At 65.9% G+C, this 24,487-nt stretch carries 21 protein-coding genes and 1 pseudogene; 7 read left to right on the plus strand and 15 right to left on the minus strand.

Features of this window, described 5'->3' with window-relative positions:
- Window positions 1-15: 15 nt before the first annotated feature.
- The 9 genes from ACZBH1_RS01360 to ACZBH1_RS01400 form a co-directional block, all read right to left on the minus strand.
- Window positions 16-1,149, minus strand: coding sequence for a polysaccharide pyruvyl transferase family protein (locus ACZBH1_RS01360; RefSeq protein ID WP_463645257.1), 1,134 nt, complete (start codon window positions 1,147-1,149; stop codon window positions 16-18).
- A 79-nt stretch (window positions 1,150-1,228) separates the two neighbouring features.
- A complete protein-coding gene (locus tag ACZBH1_RS01365) occupies window positions 1,229-1,975 on the minus strand; it encodes an ABC transporter ATP-binding protein (RefSeq protein ID WP_463645258.1) in 747 nt (248 codons plus the stop codon).
- Complete coding sequence (locus ACZBH1_RS01370; protein ID WP_463645259.1) at window positions 1,975-2,772, minus strand: ABC transporter permease; 798 nt, start codon at window positions 2,770-2,772, stop codon at window positions 1,975-1,977. The genes ACZBH1_RS01365 and ACZBH1_RS01370 overlap by 1 nt, the downstream gene beginning before the upstream one ends.
- A 9-nt stretch (window positions 2,773-2,781) precedes the next feature.
- A complete protein-coding gene (locus ACZBH1_RS01375) occupies window positions 2,782-3,780 on the minus strand; it encodes a Gfo/Idh/MocA family oxidoreductase (RefSeq protein WP_463645260.1) in 999 nt (332 codons plus the stop codon).
- Window positions 3,780-4,877 (minus strand): DegT/DnrJ/EryC1/StrS family aminotransferase, encoded by a 1,098-nt coding sequence (locus ACZBH1_RS01380; RefSeq protein ID WP_463645261.1) that lies wholly within the window; start codon window positions 4,875-4,877, stop codon window positions 3,780-3,782. The genes ACZBH1_RS01375 and ACZBH1_RS01380 overlap by 1 nt, the downstream gene beginning before the upstream one ends.
- The gene (locus ACZBH1_RS01385; RefSeq protein WP_463645262.1) at window positions 4,874-5,482 is read right to left on the minus strand and encodes an acyltransferase; all 609 of its coding nucleotides are present in this window, start codon (window positions 5,480-5,482) and stop codon (window positions 4,874-4,876) included. The genes ACZBH1_RS01380 and ACZBH1_RS01385 overlap by 4 nt, the downstream gene beginning before the upstream one ends.
- The gene (gene gmd / locus ACZBH1_RS01390; RefSeq protein WP_463645263.1) at window positions 5,479-6,510 is read right to left on the minus strand and encodes a GDP-mannose 4,6-dehydratase; all 1,032 of its coding nucleotides are present in this window, start codon (window positions 6,508-6,510) and stop codon (window positions 5,479-5,481) included. Before gmd ends, ACZBH1_RS01385 begins: the two co-directional genes overlap by 4 nt.
- A 29-nt stretch (window positions 6,511-6,539) precedes the next feature.
- Window positions 6,540-7,718: a DegT/DnrJ/EryC1/StrS family aminotransferase gene (locus tag ACZBH1_RS01395; RefSeq protein ID WP_463645264.1), complete on the minus strand. Its 1,179-nt coding sequence runs from the start codon at window positions 7,716-7,718 to the stop codon at window positions 6,540-6,542.
- Window positions 7,711-8,652, minus strand: coding sequence for an NAD-dependent epimerase/dehydratase family protein (locus tag ACZBH1_RS01400; protein ID WP_463645265.1), 942 nt, complete (start codon window positions 8,650-8,652; stop codon window positions 7,711-7,713). Before ACZBH1_RS01400 ends, ACZBH1_RS01395 begins: the two co-directional genes overlap by 8 nt.
- Window positions 8,653-8,901: 249 nt before the next feature.
- Between ACZBH1_RS01400 and ACZBH1_RS01405 the strand changes: the two genes are divergently transcribed.
- The gene (locus ACZBH1_RS01405) at window positions 8,902-10,167 is read left to right on the plus strand and encodes an oligosaccharide flippase family protein (RefSeq protein WP_463645266.1); all 1,266 of its coding nucleotides are present in this window, start codon (window positions 8,902-8,904) and stop codon (window positions 10,165-10,167) included.
- On the plus strand, window positions 10,164-11,048 hold the full coding sequence (locus ACZBH1_RS01410) for an alpha-1,2-fucosyltransferase (protein WP_463645267.1): 885 nt from the start codon (window positions 10,164-10,166) through the stop codon (window positions 11,046-11,048). The genes ACZBH1_RS01405 and ACZBH1_RS01410 overlap by 4 nt, the downstream gene beginning before the upstream one ends.
- A 69-nt stretch (window positions 11,049-11,117) precedes the next feature.
- Here ACZBH1_RS01410 and ACZBH1_RS01415 read toward each other — a convergent pair whose 3' ends face one another.
- The 6 genes from ACZBH1_RS01415 to ACZBH1_RS01440 are packed head-to-tail and all read right to left on the minus strand — an operon-like array spanning window position 11,118 to window position 17,802.
- Window positions 11,118-12,230 carry a UDP-N-acetylglucosamine 2-epimerase gene (locus tag ACZBH1_RS01415; protein WP_463645268.1) on the minus strand — a complete coding sequence of 371 codons (1,113 nt, stop codon included), beginning with the start codon at window positions 12,228-12,230 and terminating at the stop codon, window positions 11,118-11,120.
- Window positions 12,227-13,321, minus strand: coding sequence for a glycosyltransferase family 2 protein (locus tag ACZBH1_RS01420; protein ID WP_463645270.1), 1,095 nt, complete (start codon window positions 13,319-13,321; stop codon window positions 12,227-12,229). The genes ACZBH1_RS01415 and ACZBH1_RS01420 overlap by 4 nt, the downstream gene beginning before the upstream one ends.
- Before the next feature lie 10 nt (window positions 13,322-13,331).
- Window positions 13,332-13,718: a DUF2304 domain-containing protein gene (locus ACZBH1_RS01425; RefSeq protein WP_463645271.1), complete on the minus strand. Its 387-nt coding sequence runs from the start codon at window positions 13,716-13,718 to the stop codon at window positions 13,332-13,334.
- Window positions 13,715-14,452, minus strand: a complete 738-nt coding sequence (locus ACZBH1_RS01430; RefSeq protein ID WP_463645272.1) for a glycosyltransferase family 2 protein — start codon at window positions 14,450-14,452, stop codon at window positions 13,715-13,717. Before ACZBH1_RS01430 ends, ACZBH1_RS01425 begins: the two co-directional genes overlap by 4 nt.
- Window positions 14,453-14,505: 53 nt before the next feature.
- Window positions 14,506-15,642, minus strand: coding sequence for a UDP-galactopyranose mutase (gene glf, locus ACZBH1_RS01435; RefSeq protein ID WP_463645273.1), 1,137 nt, complete (start codon window positions 15,640-15,642; stop codon window positions 14,506-14,508).
- Window positions 15,643-15,675: 33 nt separating this feature from the next.
- Window positions 15,676-17,802: an acyltransferase family protein gene (locus ACZBH1_RS01440; protein ID WP_463645274.1), complete on the minus strand. Its 2,127-nt coding sequence runs from the start codon at window positions 17,800-17,802 to the stop codon at window positions 15,676-15,678.
- Between the two features lie 264 nt (window positions 17,803-18,066).
- Here ACZBH1_RS01440 and ACZBH1_RS01445 point away from each other — a divergent pair, with 264 nt between their 5' ends.
- The 5 genes and pseudogenes from ACZBH1_RS01445 to ACZBH1_RS01465 all read left to right on the plus strand — a co-directional run bounded on the left by ACZBH1_RS01445 (window position 18,067) and on the right by ACZBH1_RS01465 (window position 24,444).
- Window positions 18,067-20,022, plus strand: coding sequence for a DUF6541 family protein (locus ACZBH1_RS01445; RefSeq protein ID WP_463645275.1), 1,956 nt, complete (start codon window positions 18,067-18,069; stop codon window positions 20,020-20,022).
- Window positions 20,023-20,156: 134 nt separating this feature from the next.
- Entirely contained in the window at window positions 20,157-22,160 is a 2,004-nt protein-coding gene (locus ACZBH1_RS01450) for a glycosyltransferase (RefSeq protein WP_463645276.1), read from the plus strand.
- Window positions 22,161-22,271: 111 nt separating this feature from the next.
- Window positions 22,272-23,135, plus strand: a complete 864-nt coding sequence (locus ACZBH1_RS01455) for an ABC transporter permease (protein ID WP_463645277.1) — start codon at window positions 22,272-22,274, stop codon at window positions 23,133-23,135.
- Window positions 23,119-23,859, plus strand: a pseudogene (locus ACZBH1_RS01460) (ABC transporter ATP-binding protein); the annotation flags it as partial. The gene ACZBH1_RS01455 and the pseudogene ACZBH1_RS01460, both read left to right, overlap by 17 nt.
- Window positions 23,845-24,444, plus strand: coding sequence for an S-layer homology domain-containing protein (locus ACZBH1_RS01465; protein ID WP_463646640.1), 600 nt, complete (start codon window positions 23,845-23,847; stop codon window positions 24,442-24,444). The pseudogene ACZBH1_RS01460 and the gene ACZBH1_RS01465, both read left to right, overlap by 15 nt.
- Window positions 24,445-24,487 lie beyond the last annotated feature (43 nt).

A 24,487-nucleotide genomic window follows, 5' to 3' on the forward strand; every position in this document is an offset into this window, starting at 1 on the left:
CCTGTCAGCACGGCATCATCCGTAGATTGACCGGGCCACCGCCACCTTCCGATCCGCGAAAACCTGCCTGTTGGCGGAGAATGCCGGGTTCCCCGTGGCCGTGATCGATCCCGGCGCGCTCGCGTCGCTCGCGAAGGACCATCCGGTGCCCATGTCGCGCAGCGACGCGTGCTTGACGCCGTAGTAGTCGGGTCGCAGCTCGATGACCGCACCGTCGGCACCTGCCGCGGCCGCGAGGAGATGGAAGTGGAATCGCGTGCTCAGCCACGACTGGCCGCGCCGAGCCGGAAAGCCGCCCTCCCAGAGACGGAGGAAGGGATAGAAGTCCACATCGATGCCCCACTCCTGGAGGCGAGGCAGCATCCACGAGTCATCCGGTGGGATCGACTCGATCAGACCGACCGCCGACCGCGCATTCGTACGCACGAAACGCTCGACCGCGTCGACCAGCGGCTCCACCGTGTCGTCTGTCATGAAGTCGCCCTGCAAGACGAGCATCACGTCCGGCGAACCTCCTCCGGCGTACACCGGCCGCTGGTTGGCGAAAGCGAGGAAGGCGTCGTCGATTCCGGCTACCGCGCCCGGCGCACTGGCGCTCTGCTTGTCCCTGGTTTCGAACAGGTCGAATCGCCGTAGCCACCCCGCCACCGATGCGCGAGCGTGATCGCTGAGGGGCGACATACCCTGACCGGTCGCGTAGATCGGCACCCCGAAGTCGTCCTTGAGCCGTGCCAGCGCGGGAAGGAGGAGCAGCTGATGCTCCCACACGGAGTTCAGATAGCCACCGCCCAGCAGATGGACCGACTGAACCTCTCGCAGCTGCAGAAGACCGAGATCGAATCGGGGCGACCCCAGATGCGCCACGCGATCGGAGGCGTACTCGATCCCCTCGGTGAACGACATGTCCTGCGCGCCGAGGACGAGATGCCACAGCGTGTTGGTCGTGCGCAGAAGAGGGTGCGCCCCGGCGAACAGGTGGTTGGCGCGACCGGGCTCGACGCAGTCCAGCCACACCGGGACGTTCGGGTGCCGCTTGGCCAGCCAATCCAGCCACGCCCGCGTGATGAACTCGTCGCCGTAGTTCGGAAGTCCCGCCGCCGAGATCAAATAAAACGGCCGCTCATCCGAGCGTCGGCGGCGTTCGAACATCCTTGTTACCTCTTCCGGGCTCCGTCGGGTGTGTCAGAGCAACGCCCACCACGATAGTGGACGCGCGCACGACCGTTGATCACCCGGTGGGGTAGTCCTCGTTGTACCTGGCCAGCACCTCGTCGATCGGCGCATCCAGCGCCAGCTCGTGCTTGTCGAGATACAGGCCGCGGGTGCAGAAACGTCGCAGGTCTCGCTCGCTGTGCGACACGAAGAAGAGCGTCCGACCATCGGCGAGCAGCTCGTCGATGCGCGTGTAGCACTTCTCGCGGAACGCTCGGTCGCCCACCGCGAGCACCTCGTCCACGAGGAGGATGGGCTCCTCCAGCTGCGACACCACCGAGAAGGCGAGGCGCACCTTCATGCCGTTGCTTAGATGCTTGTACGGGGTGTCGACGAAGTCGCCGAGCTCGGCGAAATCGATGATCCCGTCGAACCGGCGCGCCACCTCCGCCTTCGACATTCCGTGAAGCCCTGACGTCAATCGCACGTTCTCGCGGACGGTAAGGTCGCCGACGAAACCCCCGGTGATCTCGATCAGCGGAGCCACCCCGCCGTTCACAGACACCCCGCCCTCATCCGGCAGCAGCACGCCGGCCACGAGCTTGAGAAGCGTCGACTTGCCTTGACCGTTGCGTCCCACCACGCCGATCGACTCGCCGGGCTTCACATCGAAGCCCACATCCCGCAGCGCCCAGAACTCCCCCGGCTTTGATCGCCGCGACGAGTCGGCGAAGAGATCCTTGATGCTGCGGCGCCCGCGCTTATTGCGCCGGAAGCGGACGCCGAGCTCCCGCGCCTCGATCGCGAGTCCTGATCCCGCCATCACAGCTCCTTCAAAACGGGACGCTCGAGCCGCCGGAACACCAGCACGCCTGCGACGAGGATGAGGAGGGTCATGACCGCGCCGATCCCCACTGCCCACGGATCCCACTCCTCCGGGAAGAACCCGACGCGATAGAGCGCGAAGATCCCCGCGAGCGGATTGAACGCGGCGAGCGTCTCGAAGACTCCCGGCAGGTCCGAGACGCCGTAGATGACCGGCGAGGCATAGAACAGAGCGCGCAGCACGAGTTTGGTCGTGCGCTCCAGGTCGCTCCAGAGCACGCAGAGCGGGGCTACGAGCAGGCCGAGACCCACCAGGAGGACGGTCTGCAGCAGCACCGCCACCGGGAAGAGCAGCAGCCCCCAGTTCAACTGGACGGGGACGGGTGCGACGACGATGAACAGCACGAGGACGGGGAGGGAGAAGAGGAACTCGATCCCCTTGGAGAGCACGATGCGGTTCACCCAGATGGAGCGGGGAATCGCCGTCGACCGCACCAGGCGGGCATCCTTGTTGAACGCACGAGTGAAGTCCGACACCGCGGAGTTGAACCAGACCCACGGGAGCAGCGCGACGATCAGGAACACGATGTACGGCTCGTGACCGACCGTGCGGTCGAAGATCTGCGTGAAGACGAACCAGTAGATCGCGCTCATTACGAGCGGATCCAGAATCGACCACATGTAGCCGAGAGCACTCGTCGCGTAGCGGACCTTGAGATCACGCGCCGACAGAAGCCACAGTGAATGGAGATAGCGCCGGGCGGATCCGGGGGCGCCGACGGCCGCTGTGCTCACGAAGAGAGTCTATTCGCCGCGGATATGCACGAGCTGTCCGCCCGCGGCAGACGACTCGAGGGCAGCCTCGATGACCGCCAACGTGTGGACTGCCTCGCTCATGGTGGAAAGCTCCGTTTCGCCCCCGCGGACTGCGTCGCGAAATGCTTCGAGTTCGGCGCGGAGGGGTTCCTTCCTCGGGAAGGCGAAGCGTGTCACGTCACCCTCCGAGACGCCTCGAAAAACCGACGCGGATTCCCATTCGTACGCAGCAGTTCCATTGGAGTAAAACGTCAGGTCGGCGGTGGTGGTGTCAGCGATGAATGTTCCTCGCTCCCCCGTAACGATGGTGACCCTTTCCTTCATCGGGCTGAGCCAGTTCACGAGGTGGTTGGCGACGGCGCCAGTTCGAAGGCGCCCGTTGACCGCAATCATGTCTTCATGGGCGCGCCCGCTCTTGTGGGCCGTCTGACCGGAAACGCACGTGTACGAGGATCGCGCCACCCATGCAGTCAGATCGACGTCATGCGTGCCCAGGTCTTTCGCTACGCCGACGTCGCCGATCCGCGAGGGAAACGTGCTCTGCCGTCGTGTGGCAATTTGGTAGACACCTCCTGCCTCGCCCTCTTCCAGACGCGAGCGCAGCTGCTGCAACGCAGGATTGAACCGCTCCACGTGCCCGACGACCCCTATCAAGCCTCTCTTCAGGAAGGCTTGGGCGACCTGGCGCCCCGTCGCCGAATCATCGGCGATGGGTTTCTCAACAAGTGTGTGCACGCCTGCGTCGGCAAGGGCGAGGGCCGCGTCTGCATGAAAACGCGTCGGAATCGCCACGACCGCCATGTCGATGCCAGCGGCGATCAGGTTGTCTACGTCGGGATGCACGTCGAGCGATCCCGCGACTCGGTGGGGGTCGCCTCCAGGATCCGCGACGGCGACAAGCTCTACTCCCTCGATGTCGCGGAGCAGTCGCGCATGGTGTCGCCCCATCATGCCGAGGCCCAGAAGCCCTGCTCTGAGCGCCGACATCAGGATCCTGCGCGCGCGAGCGCGTTCACAGCCGTCACGATGCGCTCCAAATCGCCCCGGGACAATGACGGGTGGACGGGCAGCGAAACCACCTCCCGCGCCGCTCGCTCTGTTTCAGGGAGGTCCAGTCCGGGCGCGAAGCGGGCGAGGGAGGGCAGGCGGTGGTTGGGAATCGGGTAGTAAACACCGCTGCCGATTGCGTGCTCGTCGCGAAGGGCGGCGACGAATCCATCCCGGTCATCGGATACTCGGATGGTGTATTGGTGATAGACGTGGGCGGCTCCGGCGTCGACAGCGGGCACGACGACGCCCGCCAGGTTGGCGTCAAAGAACGCAGCGTTATCACGCCGAGTCGCGGTCCACGCGTCGACCTTCGTGAGCTGCACGCGACCGATGGCCGCGTGGATGTCGGTCATGCGGGCGTTGAAGCCGATGACCTCGTTCTCGTACTGCCGCTCCATGCCCTGATTACGAAGCATGCGCGCGCTGCGCGCGATTCGCTCATCAGCGGCCGTGATCATCCCGCCTTCGCCGCTGGTCATGTTCTTCGTGGGATACAGCGAGAACATCGCGAATTCGCCGAATGTGCCGACGGGCTGACCGTTGAGCGATGCGCCGTGCGCCTGCGCGGCATCCTCGTAAAGTGCGACTGCGCTGTCGTTGGCGATATCCCGCAGCTGGTGCATACGAGCCGGGTGCCCGTATAGATGCACAGGCATGATGCCCTTGGTCCGTTCGGTGATCATCGCGGCCACCGACGTGGGGTCGAGCGTGAATGTCCCCGGCTCGATGTCGGCGAACACGGGCGTCGCCCCCGCTAGAGCGACAGAATTGCCCGTCGCCGCGAAGGTGAAGGAAGGGACGATCACTTCATCCCCCGGGCCGACTCCCGCGGCCAGCAACCCGAGATGCAGACCAGCCGTTCCGGAATTCACGGCGACAGTGGGACGTCCCGCGACGAAATGGTCGGAGAACTCGCGCTCGAATGCAGCCACCTCTGGCCCCTGGGCGATCATGCCGGTACGGAGCACGCGATCGACCGCCGCCCGTTCGTCATCACCGATGATTGGTTTGGCCGGGGGAATGAAGTCAGTCACTGCTCCACCTTCCTGAGTGACCCGTCTGACTCTATGTATCGCTCACCAGTGGCGGGACAACGCCATTCGCCTTCAGCGTCCTCATCGAGTGGGATACCCGACGTCCCAACCCAACCGATCCGCCGGGCCGGGACGCCGGCCACCAAAGCGAAAGGCTGCACGTCCTTCACCACCACCGCGCCCGCGGCGACCGTCGCCCATTCGCCAATTCGGACCGGGGCAACGCAGACCGCACGCGCGCCGATCGAAGCACCCCGCTCGATCGTCACCCCCACGGGTTCCCAGTCTTCGGCGCTCTTCAAACTTCCGTCTGAATTGATGGCGCGCGGATAGGTGTCATTGGTGATGACGACTGCAGGACCGATGAAGACGCCATCCCCCAGCACCGCTGGTTCATAAACGAGGGCGTAGTTCTGCACTTTGCAGTGGTCGCCCATTACGACGCCGGTTCCCACGTACGCCCCACGACCGATGATGCAGCCGCGTCCGAGTTGCACACCCTCCCGCAGTTGCGCGAGATGCCAGACGGAGGATCCATCGCCGATGACGGCGTCAGCAGCGACGTCGGCGCTGTCGACAACTCGATACGTCGGGGATGCGGTCACGAATTCCACTCCACGACGTCCAAAGCGTGACCGCGGCCACTCGAGAGCGCGGCAATGTCTTGATCGACCATGATCTCAGCCAACCGCGGTGCTGTCACCACCGGCCGCCAACCGAGCTCGCTCTCAGCCCGCCCGAAGTCGCCGATGAGCGCGTCCACCTCGGTGGGCCGCAGGTAGCGTTCATCGAACCGCACGTACTTCTCCCAGTCGAGGCCGACACGGGAGAAGGAGAACTGCAGGAAATCCTTGACCGTGTACGCGGTGTTCGTCGCGACCACATAGTCCTGCGGCGTGTCGTGCTGCAGCATCCGCCACATCGCCTCGACATATTCAGGGGCATAGCCCCAATCGCGTACCGCGTCGAGATTGCCCATGTAAAGCTCTGCCTGCTCTCCGGCTGCGATACGGGCCACCGCGCGAGTGATCTTGCGAGTCACGAATGTCTCGCCGCGGCGGGGTGACTCATGATTGAACAGAATGCCGTTCACCGCGAACAGGTCGAACGCCTCGCGGTAGTTCTTGGTGATCCAGTAGGAGTACACCTTGGCCGCGCCATAGGGCGAACGCGGATAGAACGGAGTCGCCTCGTTCTGGGGCGGCGGCGTGGCACCGAACATCTCGGAACTACTCGCCTGGTAGAAGCGACATTGGATGCCCGCGACTCGTACAGCTTCGAGGAGTCGAACGCTTCCGAGGCCCGTGGTGTCGGCGGTGTACTCCGGCTCGTCGAAGCTCACACGGACGTGCGACTGCGCAGCCAAGTTGTAAACCTCGTGCGGCTGAATGGTGCTGAGAAGCGTCACCAGGCGCGACCCATCGGTGAGATCACCATAATGGAGTGTCAGGCGATGCTCGGGATTATGAGGATCCTCGAACAAGTGGTCGATGCGCAGCGTATTGAACGTCGAAGCCCTGCGGATGAGGCCGTGGACCTCGTACCCCTTGGAAAGGAGCAGTTCGGCCAGATAGCTACCGTCCTGGCCGGTGATGCCGGTGATGAGAGCGCGTTTCGGAGCCGTCTCGGTCATTCGGATGAGTGCCTTCTGTTTCTTCGACGTCAGATGCCGTCGATCACGGTAGCGAGCAGGTCCAGCTCGGCGGGGATCGGGTAGTGATGGTTGCCGACGAACAGGCCGTCGACGTGGATGCGATCAGCCACGGGCAGCGATGCGGGCACCTCTGCGCGAAGATGTTTCATGACGGGATTCCGTGTGAAGTTGCCTGCGACGATCGGTCGCGATTCGATTCCCGCTTCGGCGAGCGCATGCACCACCTCGGGTCGACGTCCCGCGAGACGGCCTTCCAAGATGAAGGAGAATCCGAACCAGCTGCTCTGCCCGTGTTCGCGCTGGACCCGCACATCCGAACGGTCGGCGAACGTCTCGGTGAATTTCTGCGCGTTCGCCCTCCGTCCGGCAACCAGGCCCGGGAGCTTCTCGAGTTGCTGTCGACCAAGGGCGCCCGACATCTCCAGCGGACGTACGTTGTACCCGGGAAGGACGAAGCGGAAGAGGTCGTCGAACGCATCGCCTGTCCTAGGGTGGATCAAGTTGTCTGACGCGAGTTCCCGGGTCCATCCATGTGCGCGGAGCGAGACCGCCGCCTGGTAGGTGTACTCGTCGTCGGTTGTGACGAGACCGCCCTCCATGGTCGATATGTGGTGCGAGAAGAACGAGCTGTAGGTGCCGGCCACGCCAAACGTTCCGGCGCTGCGGCCCTCGAGAGTGGCACCGAGCGACTCGCAGTTGTCCTCGAGGAGGACAAGATTGTGGCTGTCCGCCAGCAGCGCGAGTTCGACGAGGTCTGCCGGATTACCCAACAAGTTCACCGCGAGTATGGCTTTCGTGCGCGGAGTGATTGCGTCCGAAACGAGTTGGAGGTCGATGTTGAGCGTTTCGATGTCGACATCCACGAACCGCAACGTGAGTCCGAGCTGATGGACCGGGTAGTACGTGGTCGCCCAGGAAACCGCGGGCACGATGACCTCGTCGCCGGGATTCAGATCGATGTCCGGGTTCACCACGGCCGCGGCGAGCGCGATGAGGTTCGCGCTACTTCCCGAGTTGACCATCACGGCGCGCTTCGCCCCGAGGGCCTCCGCGAACTCGTTCTCGAACTCCCGGACCTGCGGTCCCATCGTGAAGCGACCGCTCTCGATGACGGTCTGGAGTGCGAGATACTCGGCGTCGTCCCACGTCGTCGTTGCGAGCGGGTAGCGAATACTCACTTCAGTCACGTTCCTTCCGGCCTTCCAGCGTCCGCAGGTAAGCGTCGTACGACTGCTTCATGCCGTCCCGCAGCGTTGTCGACGGCGCCCAACCGAAGCCAGCGGCGAGAGACGAGTCCATAAGCTTCTGCTTCATGCCGGCCGGCTTGCTCGGGTCGGTGACGAGTTCGCATTCGTACCCGACGACCTCGAGCGCGGTGCGGTAGTAATCGAGCACGCTGTGATCGTCGCCTTGGCCGACATTCATAAGCGTTGGCCACTCATGCATGGCATCGAGCCGCCGAGCGACCCACGCGGCGAGGTCCCCGACGTATGTGAATTCGCGCCGAGCGGTCCCGTCGCCCCACACGTCTATCGAGTCGGCGCCCGCAGCCTTGGCGCGATGAGCCTTCGCTATGGCGGCCGCAACGAGATGCCCTCGGTCCAGCGAGAAATCGTCATGGGGACCGTAGAGATTCGACGGGATGATGACGCGGTAGTCACGCCCGAACTGGCGCGCGACATACTCACAGAATCGCGCAGACGCGATCTTCGAGAGGGCGTAACCTTCGTTGGTCGGTTCCAGAGGTGCCGCCAGCACGTCGTTCTCCACTAACGGCTGACGATAGTCCTTCGGATACATGCACGAGCTGCCGAAATACAGGAAACGCGTGACGCCGGTGTCGAGGGCCGTCGACAGCAGGTTGGAGTCGATCTGCAGGTTGTCCATGAGGAACCCGGCCTGATCAGCGACGTTCGCGGCGATACCGCCGACACGGGCCGCCGTATGGATGATGAGGTCAGGCACCACCCGCTCGACCAGCGAGTGGACAGCAGCTTGGTCTCGTAGATCCGCATCGGCGCGTGTGACGGGGACCAGTTCATCGGAGCGGCCACTCACCTCCCAAGCCTGGCGAATCGCTTTGGCAAGCATGCCGTTGCCGCCGGTCAGAAGTACTCGCATCAGCTTCCCTACTCGAAGTGCGGGCGTCAGACCACCTCGCTTCGAGAGGCGAGCCCCGTCCGAGTGTAGTTGATGACCGCCGGCCGCCCGTGCGAGTCGGAGCGGTGCCCGTTGTGCGCGAGCCGGGTTGGTATCCTGACATGCGGTCGGGACACCGCACGCGCACTTCATCAGCCGTGGCCGCCTCGCGCCGTCCAACGGTGACGAGCGCTGACCGGCGCACCCCCCAGACAGGAGACGAGATCCACGATGAGTCGCGCCAACCGTGAGCTGAGCGGGCACATCCGCTCCCATGCTCGTGGTCTGTCCGCAGTCGCGCTGGCGAGCATGGTGGGGGTTCTCGCTGCTTTCGTCTTCCAGATCGTCAGCGCCCGATATCTCGGCACCGCGGACTTCGGCCTGCTCGTCGCTTTCCTCAACATCATCAGCGTCGCAGCCGTAGGAAGCTCTTCGCTCCAGAACATCATCACCGTGCAGACGGCTGCGACGATCGCCGAAGGCCGCGCGCCGTCGCCTCGACTTGGGCGGCGTCGCCGTGTGCCCTGGGAGGCGATCGTTATGGGCGGCATAGGCGGCGTTGCTCTTGCGGTGTCGGCGCCCCTCATCGCGGGTGCGCTGGACACCACGACGGTCGTGGTACTGGCGGCAGCAGCATGCATTCCGCTGAGCTTCGTGTTCGCGGACGCGCTGGGACTGCTTCAGGGCTCAGGAGACGTTGCTCGCGCGGTCTGGTGGTCGACCGTCTCACTCGTTGGGCGCATATTGCTCCTCGTCCTGGCAATTGCATTCGGATACGGCGTAGCAGGCGTGATCGGCGCAGTCGTCGCGGCCACTGCGTTGTCAGTCGTCGGCGCGCTCTTCTCCGCGCGGCGAGTGCCGCGTCCTGCGGAAGGCGCTTTCACCTTGGACGGGCTGACGATCGTGCTGCTCACCGTGACGTTTGCATGGCTGACCGCATCAGATGTGATCTTCCTTCGAGCCGGCGCTCCGGAAGCGACAGCGGGCGCTTACGCGGCAGTCACAGTGCTCGTCAAGGCCGGCTTCCTCGTCCCTTCGACGCTCTCGCTGTATCTGCTGCCGAGATTCGTCCGCGCGCGCGACAATCCGCGACTCGCGCGGATCGGCGTCCTCACCACACTCGGGCTTTCGATCGCCACAAGCCTGGCGACGGTGCTCGTCTTCGTGCTCACCGGCCCGTGGCTCATTGACCTGTTGTATGGCACTGCATACGCGGACGCGTCGACGCTCCTTGTGCCCGTGGCTCTTGCGTACGCCCCGTGGATGGCGGCTCAAGGCATGCTCATCAAGATGACTTCTACGGCGTCCAAGGGCGGTGCCGCGGTGCTGGTGGTCGCGGTTCTCATCCAGTGGCTGGCGTTCCAGTTCCTGGTGCCGGACATCGCGGGCATGCTGAGCTGGTTCGCAGGCATCGGCGTAGTGACCCTTGTCGCCTTCCTGGTCCTCGACGCACTCAGATCGCGGCAGATCGTCGCGGCAGAAGGGATGACTTCATGACGGTCCGCGACGGAGTCTGCGCGTACGTAATGGGGGGCCTTGGCAATCAGCTCTTCATCCTCGCCGCAGCCTGGGAACAAGCGCGTCGGCTCGACGCGCCTTTGTACCTCGACAAATCGCACTTCACAGTCGGGGGCACATTCAACTACGGACTTGACGCGGTGCAACATCCGGGACGCGTACTTGAACCGACCGAGAGCCCGTGGCGGTCGATCCGGATCAACCGTGAGCGTGTCCTGCCGTTCCCTCGGCGTCCATGGGGTCGGGTATACCTGGAGCGGGACGGAGACACGTACTCCCCATCCATCGACTCGGTGCGCCCGGGAACGACGCTCGTCGGCTATTTCCAGTCTCCGAAGTACTTCCCGTCGGTGCGCGACGAACTGGCATCTGCGATGCTCGAGACCCGAGAGAGCGAAGCGGAATCGACACGCATCGCCTCGATGGTCGACCAGCCCGCGATCTCCCTTCACCTCCGCCGCGGTGACTATCTTTCAGTCTCGGTCGATCGCCAATTCATCGCTTCTGTCGACTACGCGATCCGAGCGATCCGGTTGCTCCGCTCGATGGGTCTGAATGACCCGGTGCGCGTGTTCTCAGACTCGGTGGAGCTGGTCAAGACGGAGTTGCGGGGCGTTCCCGGCGACTTCCATTTCGTGGAGGACGACGTCACGCTCGGTACCTGGGCGACGCTGAAGGCGATGTCTGCAGGCACCGCGATGATCATGAGCAACAGCAGCTTCAGCTGGTGGGGCGCGGAACTCATGCGACGCCGCTTCGGCAGTGAAGTCCCCGTCGTTGCGCCGCGTCCGTGGACTCAGACGGGCACGGCGAAGGCCGACCTCCTTGGTCCCGACTGGATCACGCTCGACGCTCGCTGATCGGTGTCGCATTCCTCGGCGAAGCCACGGTCCGATCTGCAGTCGACCGTGCCGGCTTGACGTAAGCGGTCAGTCGCCGTGGCGCGGACCTGACTTACGTTCGAGAGGTACAGCGAGGCCGCGCGCGCGGAGATCCGCGACGATAATGTCCGAGGGGGATTCGCCCGCCACGACATCGACGCGCCGGTAGTCGTCGTACGACTTCAGGAAGTCTCGAACGACGCGCTGGTCCCATCCGGACAAGACGGCGCTGGCGCCGAATCCCTCGCGTCCTTCGGTGACGACCCGGTGAATTAGCGTCGGGACGCCTAGCGCGGCGGCCTCCTGTTGAATACCCCCGGAATCGGTCACGATGAACCGGGCCGACTTCATCACGGATACGAACTGCCCGTGCTCGAGCTTGGTCATGATGGAGAAGTTACGCAGCTCCAGTTCCCGGATGCTCTGCTCGATGGCAGCTCGAGAATACTGGTCCACGATCAGCCGTAGGGGGATGGGCGTTCCGGAATCCAACGTCTTGAGCGTCTCGCGCACGAGCGACGGGTTGGAGATGAACTCGTACCGATGGAGCAAGACGAGGCCGAATGCATCGTCGGCAGGCAGCTCATGGATGGCCGCAGCGGCGTCCCGCACCGCATCCTTGGCGGTGTTTCCGTGAGTAAGGACGACGTTTCGGCGTCCGGCGAGATTATCCGCCGCCTCGTGGGAAGGTACGTAGTGGATGTCGGCGAATCTCCCGACGATGCGGCGATCCAACTCCTCGGGGAAGGGGTGCCGCCAGTTACCCGACCGCAATCCCGCCTCGATGTGCGCGACCGGCACGCGCAGCCGGCGCCCGATGAAGGTACCGAGAACCGTCGTCATGGTGTCGCCGTGGACCACCACGACCGATCCGGGCGGCAGCTCGCGCCTGATGGAGCGCAGGTTGCGCGCGGCCCAGGCGACGACGTCGAATGCCCACCCGACCATCTGCAGCGGCGACTTGAGGGGCTTGCCGCGCCAGCCATTAGCGATAACCCGATCAGGCGGAGTGAGGCCGAGCTCAGGAACAGCCTTCCTCAGCGCCTCGGTGTGCTGCTGGGTGATCCAGTGCTGGTACGGCACGCCCTGCGCCTGAAGGCGCCGGGCGACCGGCGCGATCTTGATCGCCTCCGCCGTAGTTCCGTAGATGAAAACGATCATCGGCGCTCCGTTCTCGGCGCGATCGCCAGGTTGGATTTCCGGAAGCCGGTGAACGATCCCCGGTGAATAAAGACTCCCCGGCCCAGCCCGAGCCAAAAAGGTATGACGAATAGCGGGAGGCAGCTGACGAAAGCCAGGACGGCTCTTCCGCCGCATCGATTCATCGCCGCGATCGCGGCAGGAAGGAGTGCCGACAGCAGCGCAAGAAATAAGAGGGCCCACGCTATGGCGGTAAGGCCTGCAGCGAACAGGGCGACCAATGCCCCGAAGAGCAGGATCGGCAGGAGAGCGAGCCCGACCAGGATGACCGAACGCGCTGCAGTGGTGCCGGCGTAGCTGTCGACGAACAGTGTTCCGCGGTCGTACGTGTGCTTGACGAAACCACGCACGGTCGTGCGCGGCCGATACGTGGCGGAGAAGCCGGGATCCAGGCGGATGGCCCGGGTCTGGGCGATCCGGCGAAGCACTTTCGTGTCGTCCGAGACGAGTCTCGCATCGCCGTCAGGCCACGCATGCTCGAAGGCGTCGACCAGCACTGCCTTCTTGGCGAGGAACATCGTGGTGCCCTTGGGCGCGCGGTCGAAGTTGTCCGCCGTCAAATCCATGGGTCGAGGCGATCGCAGATAGCGCCCCCAGAAGACGTGGGTCGGGACCTCCCAGAATAGCCCAACCAGCGGCGCTCGCGGGTCGGTCACGACGGTCGCGTTCCAGGCGCTGCGATCCGGTTCCCGCTCGATCTCGTGCAGGACGTGACGGAGCGACCCCCGATGCACCAGCACCCGGGAATCGAGGAGCAGCACCAGATCTGCTGCCGCCGCACCGATGCCTTCCCAGCGCGCAAGGAATCGTCCTCGGTTGGGCTGGGAAACCACGCGGAGCTCTCCCGGGAATGACGCGGCGAGGCCCGCGACGATCTCGCCGGTGCCGTCGGTCGAACCGTCATCGACGACGATGACCTCCGCTGCGACCTCGGCCTCGCGGATGGCGTCGGCGAGCGCACCGAGCGTCGAGGGCAGCCATGGCGCGGAGTTGAAGGAGGGGATGACGACGCTGAGCGTGGGCGCCCCCGCGCCGGTGTGTACGGAGTCCATGGGTCGCGCCTCAGCCCTCGGCCGTCTCTTCGTCAGCGGTCTCGGCCGACGACCGCTCGAGCTGCGTGACGCGCAACTCCAGCAGCGCCGTCCGCTCGGCGAGAACCCTCGTCTCCGCCTCCAGGTCGGTGAGCTCGGCGCTGTGTTGAATGCAGACGAGCACCAAGATCGCGATGCTCACGAAGAACACCAGGTTCGTGGGCAGCACCACACCGGCAATGGACGTCGCCCAGACCAGCAGGTCGGGGAAGATCCCGACGATGAGAGCCAGCCCGGCGGCGAGGAGCCACCACACCGCGTGCCTCTCACGCAGACGACGCCGACGCAGGAGTTCGATGACGACGACGAGCGTGATGATCGCTGCCGCGATGCCGAGGAGATAGCTCGTGGGCGTCATGCCGTCGCTCCCCGCTCGGCCATGGACGGCGCGGGCCGCAGGTAGGCAAATCCGAGCGCAAGGAACGCTCGCATCAGATAGACCGCGGCCTTGAACGGATTGTGGGAGGGCCGACCGCCTGCGCGGGCGCGCATCGCGACGGGGACCTGTTCGATCCGGCAACCTGCACGGGCGGCGATGACGAGCGCCTCGATCGTGTCGCCGAGGTACTCGGCGGGATAATTCTCGGCGAACAACGCGACCGCCCGGGGTCCGCACGCCTTGAACCCCGACGTCGTGTCGGTGAGCTTGGTCTTGGCCGTGCGGCTGAGAACGCCTGCGATCACGCGCATCGCGAGGCGTCGCACGCCGTGTGCACGGTAATCGCCCACGCCCGCGAAGCGAGCCCCGATCACGATGTCCGCCCGGTCCAGATGCGCGAGCAGCTCCGGAACCGCCGACGGGTCGTGCTGTCCATCCGAGTCGATCTGTACGACGGTGTCGTAGCCGTTCTCCACGGCGAACTTGAATCCGAGCCGCATCGCACCACCGACCCCGAGATTGAACGGGAGCCGCAGCACATCGGCACCGGCCGACTCTGCTACCGCAATCGTGTCGTCTTTCGATCCGTCGTCGACGACCACGCAACGCACCGACGGCAGTGCAGCGCGCACCTCCCTCACGACGTCGCCGATGGCTTCCTCCTCATTGAACGCCGGCATGACCACGAGCACGCGCGAAGAATGGAGGGGCATGGGTTCGATTCTAGTCAGCGGCCCCTGGTCGATCCCGGGAGCGAACGGGGACCTCACGCGAGCTGGTTGTTCCACATCGACAGCGCGGAGCCGATGGCCATGTGCATGTCGAGGTACTGGTACGTGCCGAGACGCCCGCCGAACTGCACGTCCTTCTCACCCCTCGCCAGTTCGCGATACGCCAGCACGCCGGCGCGGTCCTCAGGAGTGTTGACGGGGTAGTACGGCTCGTCCTCGCGCGAGGCGAAGCGCGAGTACTCGCGCATGATGACGGTCTTGTCCGTCGGATACCGGTCGGCGCGCTCGGGGTGGAAGTGCTTGAACTCGTGGATGCGCGTGTACGGGACACCCGCGTCCGCGTAGTTCATCACCGACGTGCCCTGGAAGTCGCCGACCTCCAGCACCTCCTCCTCGAAGTCGAGCGTGCGCCATGACAGGGCGCCCTCGGCGTAGTCGAAGTACCGGTCGACAGGACCCGTGTACACGATCGGCACCTGACCGACGGTCGCCTTCTTGTTCAGCGGCTGGGACTCGTCGAAGAAATCGGTGTCGAGCTTGACCTCGATGTTGGCGTGGTCGGCCATGCGCTCGAGCCACGCGGTGTACCCATGCGTGGGAAGCCCCTCCCAGGTGTCGTTGAAGTAGCGGTTGTCGTAGTTGTAGCGGACGGGAAGGCGGCTGATCACCTCCGCTGGGAGCTCCTTTGGGTCCGTCTGCCACTGCTTGGCGGTGTAATCGCGGATGAACGCCTCGTACAGGGGGCGGCCGATAAGGCCGATGCCCCGTTCCTCCAGGTTCTGCGCCTCTCTGGGGTCGAACTCGCCCGCGAGCTCGTGCACGAGCTCGCGCGCCTCGTCGGGCGAGTACGCGGCCTGGAAGAACTGATTGATCGTGCCGAGGTTGATCGGCAGCGGGAACACGACGCCCTTGTGGTTCGTGTACACGCGGTGCACATAGGTCGTGAACGTCGTGAATCGGTTGACGTACTCCCACACAGCCGGGTTCGACGTGTGGAACAGGTGCGCGCCATACCGGTGCACTTCGATGCCGGTCGTCGGCTCATCCTCGCTGTACGCGTTGCCCCCGATGTGATGACGGCGGTCGATGACCGTCACTTTTCGGCCGGATGCCGCCGCCCTTTCCGCGATCGTGAGGCCGAAGAAGCCGGAGCCGACGATGAGAATGTCCATGCAGATGCTTTCGTTCGTGGTTGAGGTCGGGGTTCACCCGGCAGTCGAGGCGAGGTGCTCGGAGAGGGCTCGATCCAGTTGGGGGACGAGCATGCGCGTGAACCGCAGATTAAGGTGATCGGCGTCGTAGTAGACGGGCTCGCCGCCGATGACGGCGTAGCACAGCTTCTCGTCGCAGAAGTTGGAGGTCAAGTCGATGGGGTGCACGTCGTCATGGTCCATGGCCGCCGCGGCCAGCATCAGCGGATCGCTCGGGTGGGCGAGCTCGCGAGGGCGCGCGCACTCCAGGGGGTCGGCCGAGTGCAGGGCTACGCAGTCGGCGGTGCGAACCTCGCCGTTCAGAGGCGGGTCGCCGATGGGGAAAACCGAGACGCCCGCGTCCGCCCACGTCATCCAGTCCCGCACTAGGCCGCCGACGAATTGATCCGTCTGCGATCGCCCCGACCCGTCGTCCACGAGCTGGAGCCGGGCAGCCATCGATGTCAGCACGGCGTCCGGACGATCGCGGACGATCCGATCGCTCACGGCACGCCCCCAGGCACGGCAGTCCGCCCCCTCAGCGGGTGAGGCGGGTCCGCGGAACCCGACGAACGCGACATCGGCAGCCGGACATCCCCCGAACAGGCTCACCGTCACGCGCCAGCGGTGCTTCTGCGCCAGCTCGAAGACCGCACCCTGCCAATGCTCCGCGTGCGAGTCGCCGACCAGCCAGACCTCGACCGCTTCGGGGTCGTCGGCGGAGAAGTCGCAGAGGCGCGTGGTCTTGCGGTCACCGAACACGAGGTCGGCCGTCTCCTGACACTCCGGCGGGGAGAAGAAGGGCGAGTTCTTGCGCGTCATCACCGTCGAGACCGCAGGACCGAAGGCGTCAGGGCATGACGCGACATCGTGGATCGCCCCGGGACCGACGCACGAACCGACCGGGAGCGCGGCGTCGGGCGACTCCGCGGCGTCGCGCGCGACGGACCCGGCGTACAGCCCCGCGGCCGCGACAAACACGACCAGCATCCCTGCTCCCATCCCGGCAAGCGAGCGCCTCACGGAGCCGTTCCACACCTTCGCGCGCCGGCCGGGATCTTCGACGAACGTCTTCGTGAAGGCGGCCAGGGCGACCGCCGTGGCGAGGATGCCGAGCTTGGACATGGTCGTCAACTCAGCACGCAGGACGAATGGCGCAACGACGATGAGCGGCCAATGCCAGAGGTACAGCGAGTAGGAGATGTCTCCCAGCCACTGCACGGGCCCACTCGAGGTGACGGGGGTGTGCCATGTGGTGCCGCCTCGCGTGCCGGCGAGGATGATCGCCCCCGTCCCGACGACGGGGAGCAGCGCCGCCCAGCCCGGGAACGGGGTTTCGGACCCGAACCACACCGCGGCCGCGAGGATTGCGACGAACCCGCCGGCAGCCATCAGTCCCGCGACCATCCCTCGAGGCGCGAGGCGGTGCCCGGCGAGCGCAATGAGTCCACCGAGCGCGAACTCCCACGCCCGGGTGAACGTCGCGAAATACGCCTGCGCAGGCTGGGCCACGGTGTACAGGATGCTGGCCGCGAGGGAGAGCGCGGCGACCACCGCGAGCAGGGCGAAGGCGCGCCGTCGGCTGCTTACTTTCCTGCGTCTCCGGCCGATCAGCCACAGACCCCCGAGCAGGAGAACGGGCCACAAGAGGTAGAACTGCTCCTCCACGGACAGGGACCAGTAGTGCTGGGCGACGGTTGCCGCGTCGTTGACCGCCGAGTAGTTGACCGCCAGTGCCGCAAGGATCCAGTTCTCGACGTATGCCGCGCTTCCGGCGAGCTCCGCGGCGTTGCGCGCCCATTGCGGATAGGGAAGGAAGACCGCGACCAGAACTGCCGAGACGGCGAGGACCAGGAGTGCCGCAGGGAGGAGACGACGGATGCGGCGCGCGTAGAACTGCCCCAGGCGGATACCGCCCGTGGCGGCGACCTCGGCGAAGAGGTGTGCGGTGATCAGGTATCCGGAGATGACGAAGAAGACGTCGACACCGACATAGCCACCGGGCAGCCTGGCCGGCCACAGGTGATTGATCGCGACGAGCGCGATCGCCAGCGCTCGCAGCGCTTGAATGTCGAGGCGGAAGCGCTGCGACCGCTGGGGTCGCCGCTGTTCGGCAGAAGCGAGGGGCGTGAGAGCGGTCATGACGTGAGCGATGCGGGGTTTCGGAGGCGGCGGGCGGCGCGGGGCGCCGGCGGATGCCGCCCACCAGCATACGTGAGTGCCCCGCCGACCCCCGGACTCGCGCCGGGCGTTCGGGCCGACCACAAGACCCGGCTGGTACCATCGCACCGATCTTCCCCCGCCCCAGAGGACCCATTTTTCGATGAGCGCAGCACATCCGTCGGTTGACCATGCGTCCGTGGATCGACCGACGACCCATGTCGGCGCATCGTCGGGGGTCGCCTCGTGAGCGGGTGGTTCGCGATGATCCTCCCGATCGCGGTCGCCGCCGCGGTCGTCATCGTCCCCGGCTATGCCATCGTCCGGCTACTCGGATTCCGCGGGGTGCCCGCATGGAGCCTGGCTGCGCCGGTCTCCGTCCCGATCATCGCCGGCGCCTCGCTGGTCGCCCCCTTGGCAGGCTTGACATGGTCCCTGCTGCCCGTCCTCGCGATGACGGTCATCGGTGGCATCCTCGCCCTCGTCCTCCGCGTGACCCTCGGGAGGTGGTGGCGCCGAGGCGAGGACATCCGGCCCCGGGGCGGCGCAACTGTCGTGACCGGGCTCGCCGTCGGCGGCGCACTCGTCGCCGCGCAGTTCGTCCTGATCGTGGGCGACCCGCAGAACATCTCTCAGACATTCGACAACATCTTCCACCTCAACGCGGCCCGGTTCATCCTCGACACCGGCAACGCATCGCCGCTGAGCGTCTCCCAGCTCACGCAGTCCGGTGCGTCAGGATTGACGTTCTACCCGGCGCTGTGGCACGGGCTCGTCGCCCTGGTCGCGCAGAGTTCGGGCGCATCACTCGCCGCGTCCTCAAACGCCGTGATGATCGCCGTCGGAGCGCTCGTCTGGCCTGCATCCGTGATGATGCTCGGCGTGATGGTCTTCGGCCGGAGGCCCGCGTACGTCGTGGCGCTGGGGATCCTCACGGCGGCGGCACCCGCGTTCCCCATCCTGATGATCGACTACGGGGTGCTCTACCCGTACTTCCTCGCCGTCAGCACTCTTCCGGCAATCCTCGCCGCCACGCTCGCGATGCTGAAGCTGGTGAGCCCGTCGCCGTGGATCGCTCCAGCACCGTGGCTCCTCGTCCTCCTCGCCGCCGTTCCCGGACTCCTCCTCGTGCACCCCAGTGCCTTCATCGCATGGGTGCTGTTGGCGATGGTGTCCGCTTTCACCGCTTTCGTCGGCTTCGCCAGAGCCCGCCCGAAGCGTCGATCTCTCTGGATCGCCGCGAGCGGGCTCGTCATCGCCGCAGTGGTGGCCCTGCTGCTGTGGCGCCAGCTCAGGCCGCCGGTACCCGAGGACATCTGGCCGCCCTCCCAGACCCCGGGGCAGGCCATCGGCGAGGTTCTGACGATGTCGATGGAACGAGCGGTGATCCCCGTCGTGCTCGCCGTCTGCGTACTCGCCGGCGCAGTGCTCGCCTGGCGACGCGGCACGGCGGCGGCGCGGACAGCGGTCGGCTTCCTCGTGGTACTCGGCACCCTCTTCGTCGTCACGTCTTCCATGCAGTGGCTGTGGCTCCGGCACGACATCGCGGCCGGCTGGTACAACAACTCGCCGCGGCTGGCTGCGCTGATCCCGATGCTGGCCGTGCCGATCGCCGCCCTCGCCGTGGATGCACTCTGGTCGTGGCTCGTGAGGCGGGCCCCGGCGCGCTATTCCGCTGCCGGTACGCCGTCGTACTTCGTGCTCGTGGGAATCGGCTGCATCGCCCTCATCGCGGTCACACAGTTCATCTCCATTCCGAACGCCATCCAGCGCGCGAGACACGTCTACATCCCCTCGGAGGCATCGCCGCTGCTGACGCCCGACGAGTTCGCCCTCCTCCGGAAGCTTCCCGACCTCGTTCCGGCAGACGCCGTGATCGCCGGGAACCCCGGCACGGGTACGGCTATGGCCTACGCCGTCTCGGGCATCGATGTGCTCCATCCGGCGGTCATCATCGACATGAACGACGACATCGCCCTGATCGACAGCGCCGCGAACGAAGCCTCCCCCGGGAGCGCCGTCTGCGGCGCCCTCGATCGGACCGGAGTCAACTACATTCTCGACTTCGGCACACAGCAGATCAATGGTGAGAACTACCGGTACCCGGGTTTCGAGGATCTGGACCGCTCGGACGCCGTCGCGCTCGTCGATGAGATCGGCGAGGCCCGCCTGTATGAGGTCGTGGGCTGCGAGCTCGGCTGATCCGGCGCAGGTCGCGTGCCCGCACGGGCCGACCGGAGGAGTCTCCCAAGATCGCACGGATAGGATGTCGTGGCGCCTCCGCCCTGAACGAATCGGCGGCGGGACCCGTCTCCCGGAAATGATGAAGGTTGTCCATGTCTGAAACCTCAGCGGCCGCTGGTCGCCGAATCGTCCACCGTCTCACGTTCCCGAGCGACGCCGATCCCATGGCGCTTCCCCTCTACGTAGACACGCGCACGGCGGTCTCCAACCCCCAGGCCTCGCACGCTCCGTCTCGGGAGGACAAGGAGCGTTTCGGGCTGAAGGCCAAGGACGTCCAGTCCGTAGGTCCGACCATGCTCGCAACCGCCCGCAAGTCCCTGTCCAAGATCCAACGCCACTCGGTGACCCTCGCCGCACGTTCCACCGTCTCGTTCGCCACCTACTTCAACGCCTTCCCGGCCGCATACTGGCGCCAGTGGACCGATGTGGACGCCGTGCGCCTCACCGTGGAGATCAACGGCGAGGCCAGTGTGAACGTCTTCCGATCGACGGTCCGCGGCTCATTCCGTCGCGTCGCCACGGAGATGAACGTGAGTGGCACCGTCGAGTTCGACATCTCGCTCACGGACTTCGGCGACGGCGGTTGGCTCTGGTTCGACCTGGAAGCGGGCGCGGCGCCTGCGGAGGTCGTCTCGGCGGTCTGGACGGTCGACGAGCGCCATGCGCGCCGACGGGGGACTGCGGCCGTGTCCATCACCACCTACAACCGCCCGGACGACTGCGTGTCGCAGATGCGCCTGTTCGCGGGCTCCCCCGACCTGCTCGCGGTGCTGGACCGGCTCATGATCGTGGACCAGGGGTCGAAGCTCGTCAGCGATGCCGACGGCTTCGACGAGGCGGCGGCTGCCCTGGGCGAGAAGTTCCAACTCATGCGCCAGCCGAACCTCGGTGGATCCGGCGGATTCGCCCGCGGCATGTACGAGGGCACGCAGGGCACCTCGGCCGACTACGTCATGCTCCTGGACGACGACGTGGTGGTCGAGACCGAGGGCATCGTGCGCGCGATTGCCTTTGCAGACTTCTGCCGCACCGACACGATCGTGGGCGGCCACATGCTCAACCTCTACGAGCGCTCGGTCCTTCACAGCTTCGGGGAGAGCGTCAACCTCTACCGCGCGATGTGGCACCCGGTCGAGGAGTCGCTCGAGTCCTTCGACTTCAACGTCAAGGCGCTCCGTTCAGACGCGACCCTGCATCGACGGATCGACGTCGCGTATAACGGGTGGTGGATGTGCCTCATCCCCCGCGCGGCGATCGAGCGCATCGGACTGTCGCTGCCGGTCTTCATCAAGTGGGATGACGCCGAGTACGGGCTCCGCGCCGGCAAGGCTGGGATCCCGACCGTCTCTCTTCCCGGTGCCGCCGTCTGGCACATGCCATGGACGGAGAAGGACGACCGTCTGGACTGGCAGGCCTACTACCACCAGCGCAACCGCTGGCTCGTCGGTCTTCTCTACTCGCCGTACCGCAAGGGCGGCGCGCTCCCGCGTGAGAGCTTCCTCGCCGACGTCAAGCATCTTCTGACTTTGCAGTACTCCCCCGTCGCGATGCGTGTGCAGGCGCTCGAGGACCTTCTGCGAGGACCGGCACATCTCCACGAGACGCTCGAGCAGCGCGCGGCCGAGATGCGCGGCCTGCACGCGAGTTATCCCGATGGTCAGGTGCTGAAGGAGGTCGCCAAGTACCCCAAGGTCGCGCGCCGCAAGCCCTCTCGCAAGGGACGCGCGCCGTCGGCTCCGACATCCGCTCCGAAGTGGCTTCTTCGCGCTGGTGTCGCGGCCGCCCGGAACTATCTGAAGCCCTCGGGCCGGTGGGACCAGCCCGAGGACCGCGTCGCCTCCGATCAGGTGCGGTGGTGGCGGTTCGCTGGGCTCGATGCCGCGCTGGTGTCGACCGCGGACGGGACCGGTGCGTCCGTGTACCGCCGTGATCGCGGAGAGTTCCGTCGACTCCTTCGGCGCAGCCGCAGTCTGCATCTCGAACTCCTGCGTCGTTGGGACGACCTCGCCGAGGAGTATCGGGGTGCGCTCGACCAGGTGACGTCGCCCACGGCCTGGGAGCAGACGTTCGGGATCGGCGACGGCCCGCGCGTCTGACCGACGGCGCCGGTGCGCGCGTGCTGCGGCGCCGTCCCACCCCGCTCTCATGAGCACCTCAGTAAGATCTCCGCTGCCCACTTGCGCCGCGACCCTCGAAGGATCTGATCCATGGCTCACGCATCGTCTGCCGGTACGTTCGACCGTCCTGGCGCGAACCGTGGCCTGATCGACGTCGTCCGGCGACGGTACCTCCTCTCGCTGATCGTGAGGAAAGAGGTGGGCATCCGCTATCGGGGGTCGGTCTTCGGCTGGGCATGGTCGTACGTCAAGCCGCTCGTGCAGTTCGTGGTGTTCTTCGTGGCACTCGGCGTCTTCCTCGGCCTGAACAAGAGCATCGAGTATTACCCGATCTATCTGCTTGCGGGCATCACGATCGTCACGTTCTTCAACGAGGCCTTCTCGAACGGCACCAGGTCGCTCGTCGACAACGCCCCGCTCATCAAGAAGATCTACCTGCCCCGCGAGATGTTCCCGCTGGCGAGCGTCCTCGTGGCCGCGGTCAACACCGCGCCCCAGATCATCGTGATCATCGCCATCGCGCTGTTCTTCGGCTGGGCTCCGAGCCTCCTCCAGATCACCGCCATCGTCCTGGCCATCGTGATCGTCGCGATCCTGTCGACGGGACTGGGGCTGCTCTTCAGCGCAGTCAACGTCACGTTTCGCGATGCACAGAGCTTCGTCGAGATCATCGTGATGATGTCGATCTGGGCCTCCCCGGTGATGTACCAGTGGCAGATGGTCGCCGATCAGGTTCCCGAGTGGCTCTTCGTGCTCTACCGGCTGAACCCACTGACGCCCACGGTGGAGCTGTTCCACTACGGCCTGTGGCTTCCGCTGGACCCGCGCGGAGCCGAACCGCTTCCCGACCTCTGGCTGTACACGGCCGTCGCCCTCACGACATCTCTGGTCGTGTTGGCCGCCGGCCAGATGGTCTTCCGCCGTCTGGAGGGACGATTTGCCCAGGATCTCTGAACCTCGCCGCTCCGACGCCCGCATTATCGTCGACGACGTCCACAAGGACTTCACTCTCCGGCACACCCACTCCATCAAGGAGACGTTCGTCGCGGCCGCGCGGAGAAAGCCTCTGTCCACCCGATTCCACGCGCTGGACGGGGTGTCGTTTGAGATCAGCGAAGGCGAGTCGGTCGCGCTGCTCGGATTCAACGGCTCCGGCAAGTCGACGACGCTCAAGATGATCTCAGGAGTTCTGCGCCCCGACAGCGGTGAGGTGCTCACCCGCGGCCGCGTGGCTGGTCTCATCGAAGTCGGTGCCGGATTCCACCCCGATCTGTCGGGGCGCGAGAACATCTTCCTGAACGCGGCGATCCTCGGCATGAGCCGGAAGGAGACCGAGGAGCGCTTCGACGACATCGTCGCATTCAGCGAGATCGAGCAGTTCATCGACACCGAGGTCAAGCACTACTCGTCGGGGATGTTCCTGCGCCTCGCATTCGCCGTCGCCATCCACACCGAGGTCGATATCCTCCTCATCGACGAGATCCTGTCGGTCGGAGACGAGCCGTTCCAGCGCAAGTGCCTCGCGCGGATCCGTCAGCTGCACGCCAGCGGCAAGACGCTGGTGGTGGTGTCGCACGACCTCAGCATGGTCTCCCGGCTCTGTGAGCGGGGCATCGTGCTCAAAGACGGGAAGGTCGTCTTCGACGGTCCGTCGACCGACGCAGTGCGCGCGCTGCGCGCACTGAGCCAGTCGCCGTTCACCGACGTCGCGCGTGACCACGCGTACTTCGATGCGATCGTCGAGGCCACGGAGGCGCTCATCCTCCCCGGGTACCCGGACGCCGCCGGCCGGACCGAGTTCAGACCCGATGAGCCGGTGTCACGCGGCACCGTCGCCCTGGCGCTGCAGACCCTCGTGGGCGACCGCGACGTGCACGTCGCCGAGCCGGCTTCCAGCGTGCCCCCGGACGATCGCGCGTCCCCCGAGCAGGCCGCAGCCCGCTGGCTCGCGAGGGCGATCGGCGAGTCTGGGGACCGTGGGGACCGCGGGGATACGGGCCGTCCCGCGACGCGCGCTGACATCGCGGCGTACCTCCATGCGCTGGCTGGGCTGCCCGAGGCCCCCGCCGCCTCGCCGTTCGCCGACGTGGACGAATCGGATCCCGACGCCCCGGCGATCACGTGGCTCCACTCCGCCGATATCGCGCGCGGCTGGGAAGATCCGTTCGGCCCGCCCACGTATCAGCCCTCCGGCGCGCTGACACGCGAGTCCCTGGTCGTGATGCTCTCCCGGTTCCGCGAGCACGCGTCCCGGCAGGACTGACGCACGCATCCAGCCGGAGCCGACGCCGGCTCTCCGACAGGCA

It is taken from the genome of Microbacterium sp. ZXT2-5 (assembly GCF_055329545.1).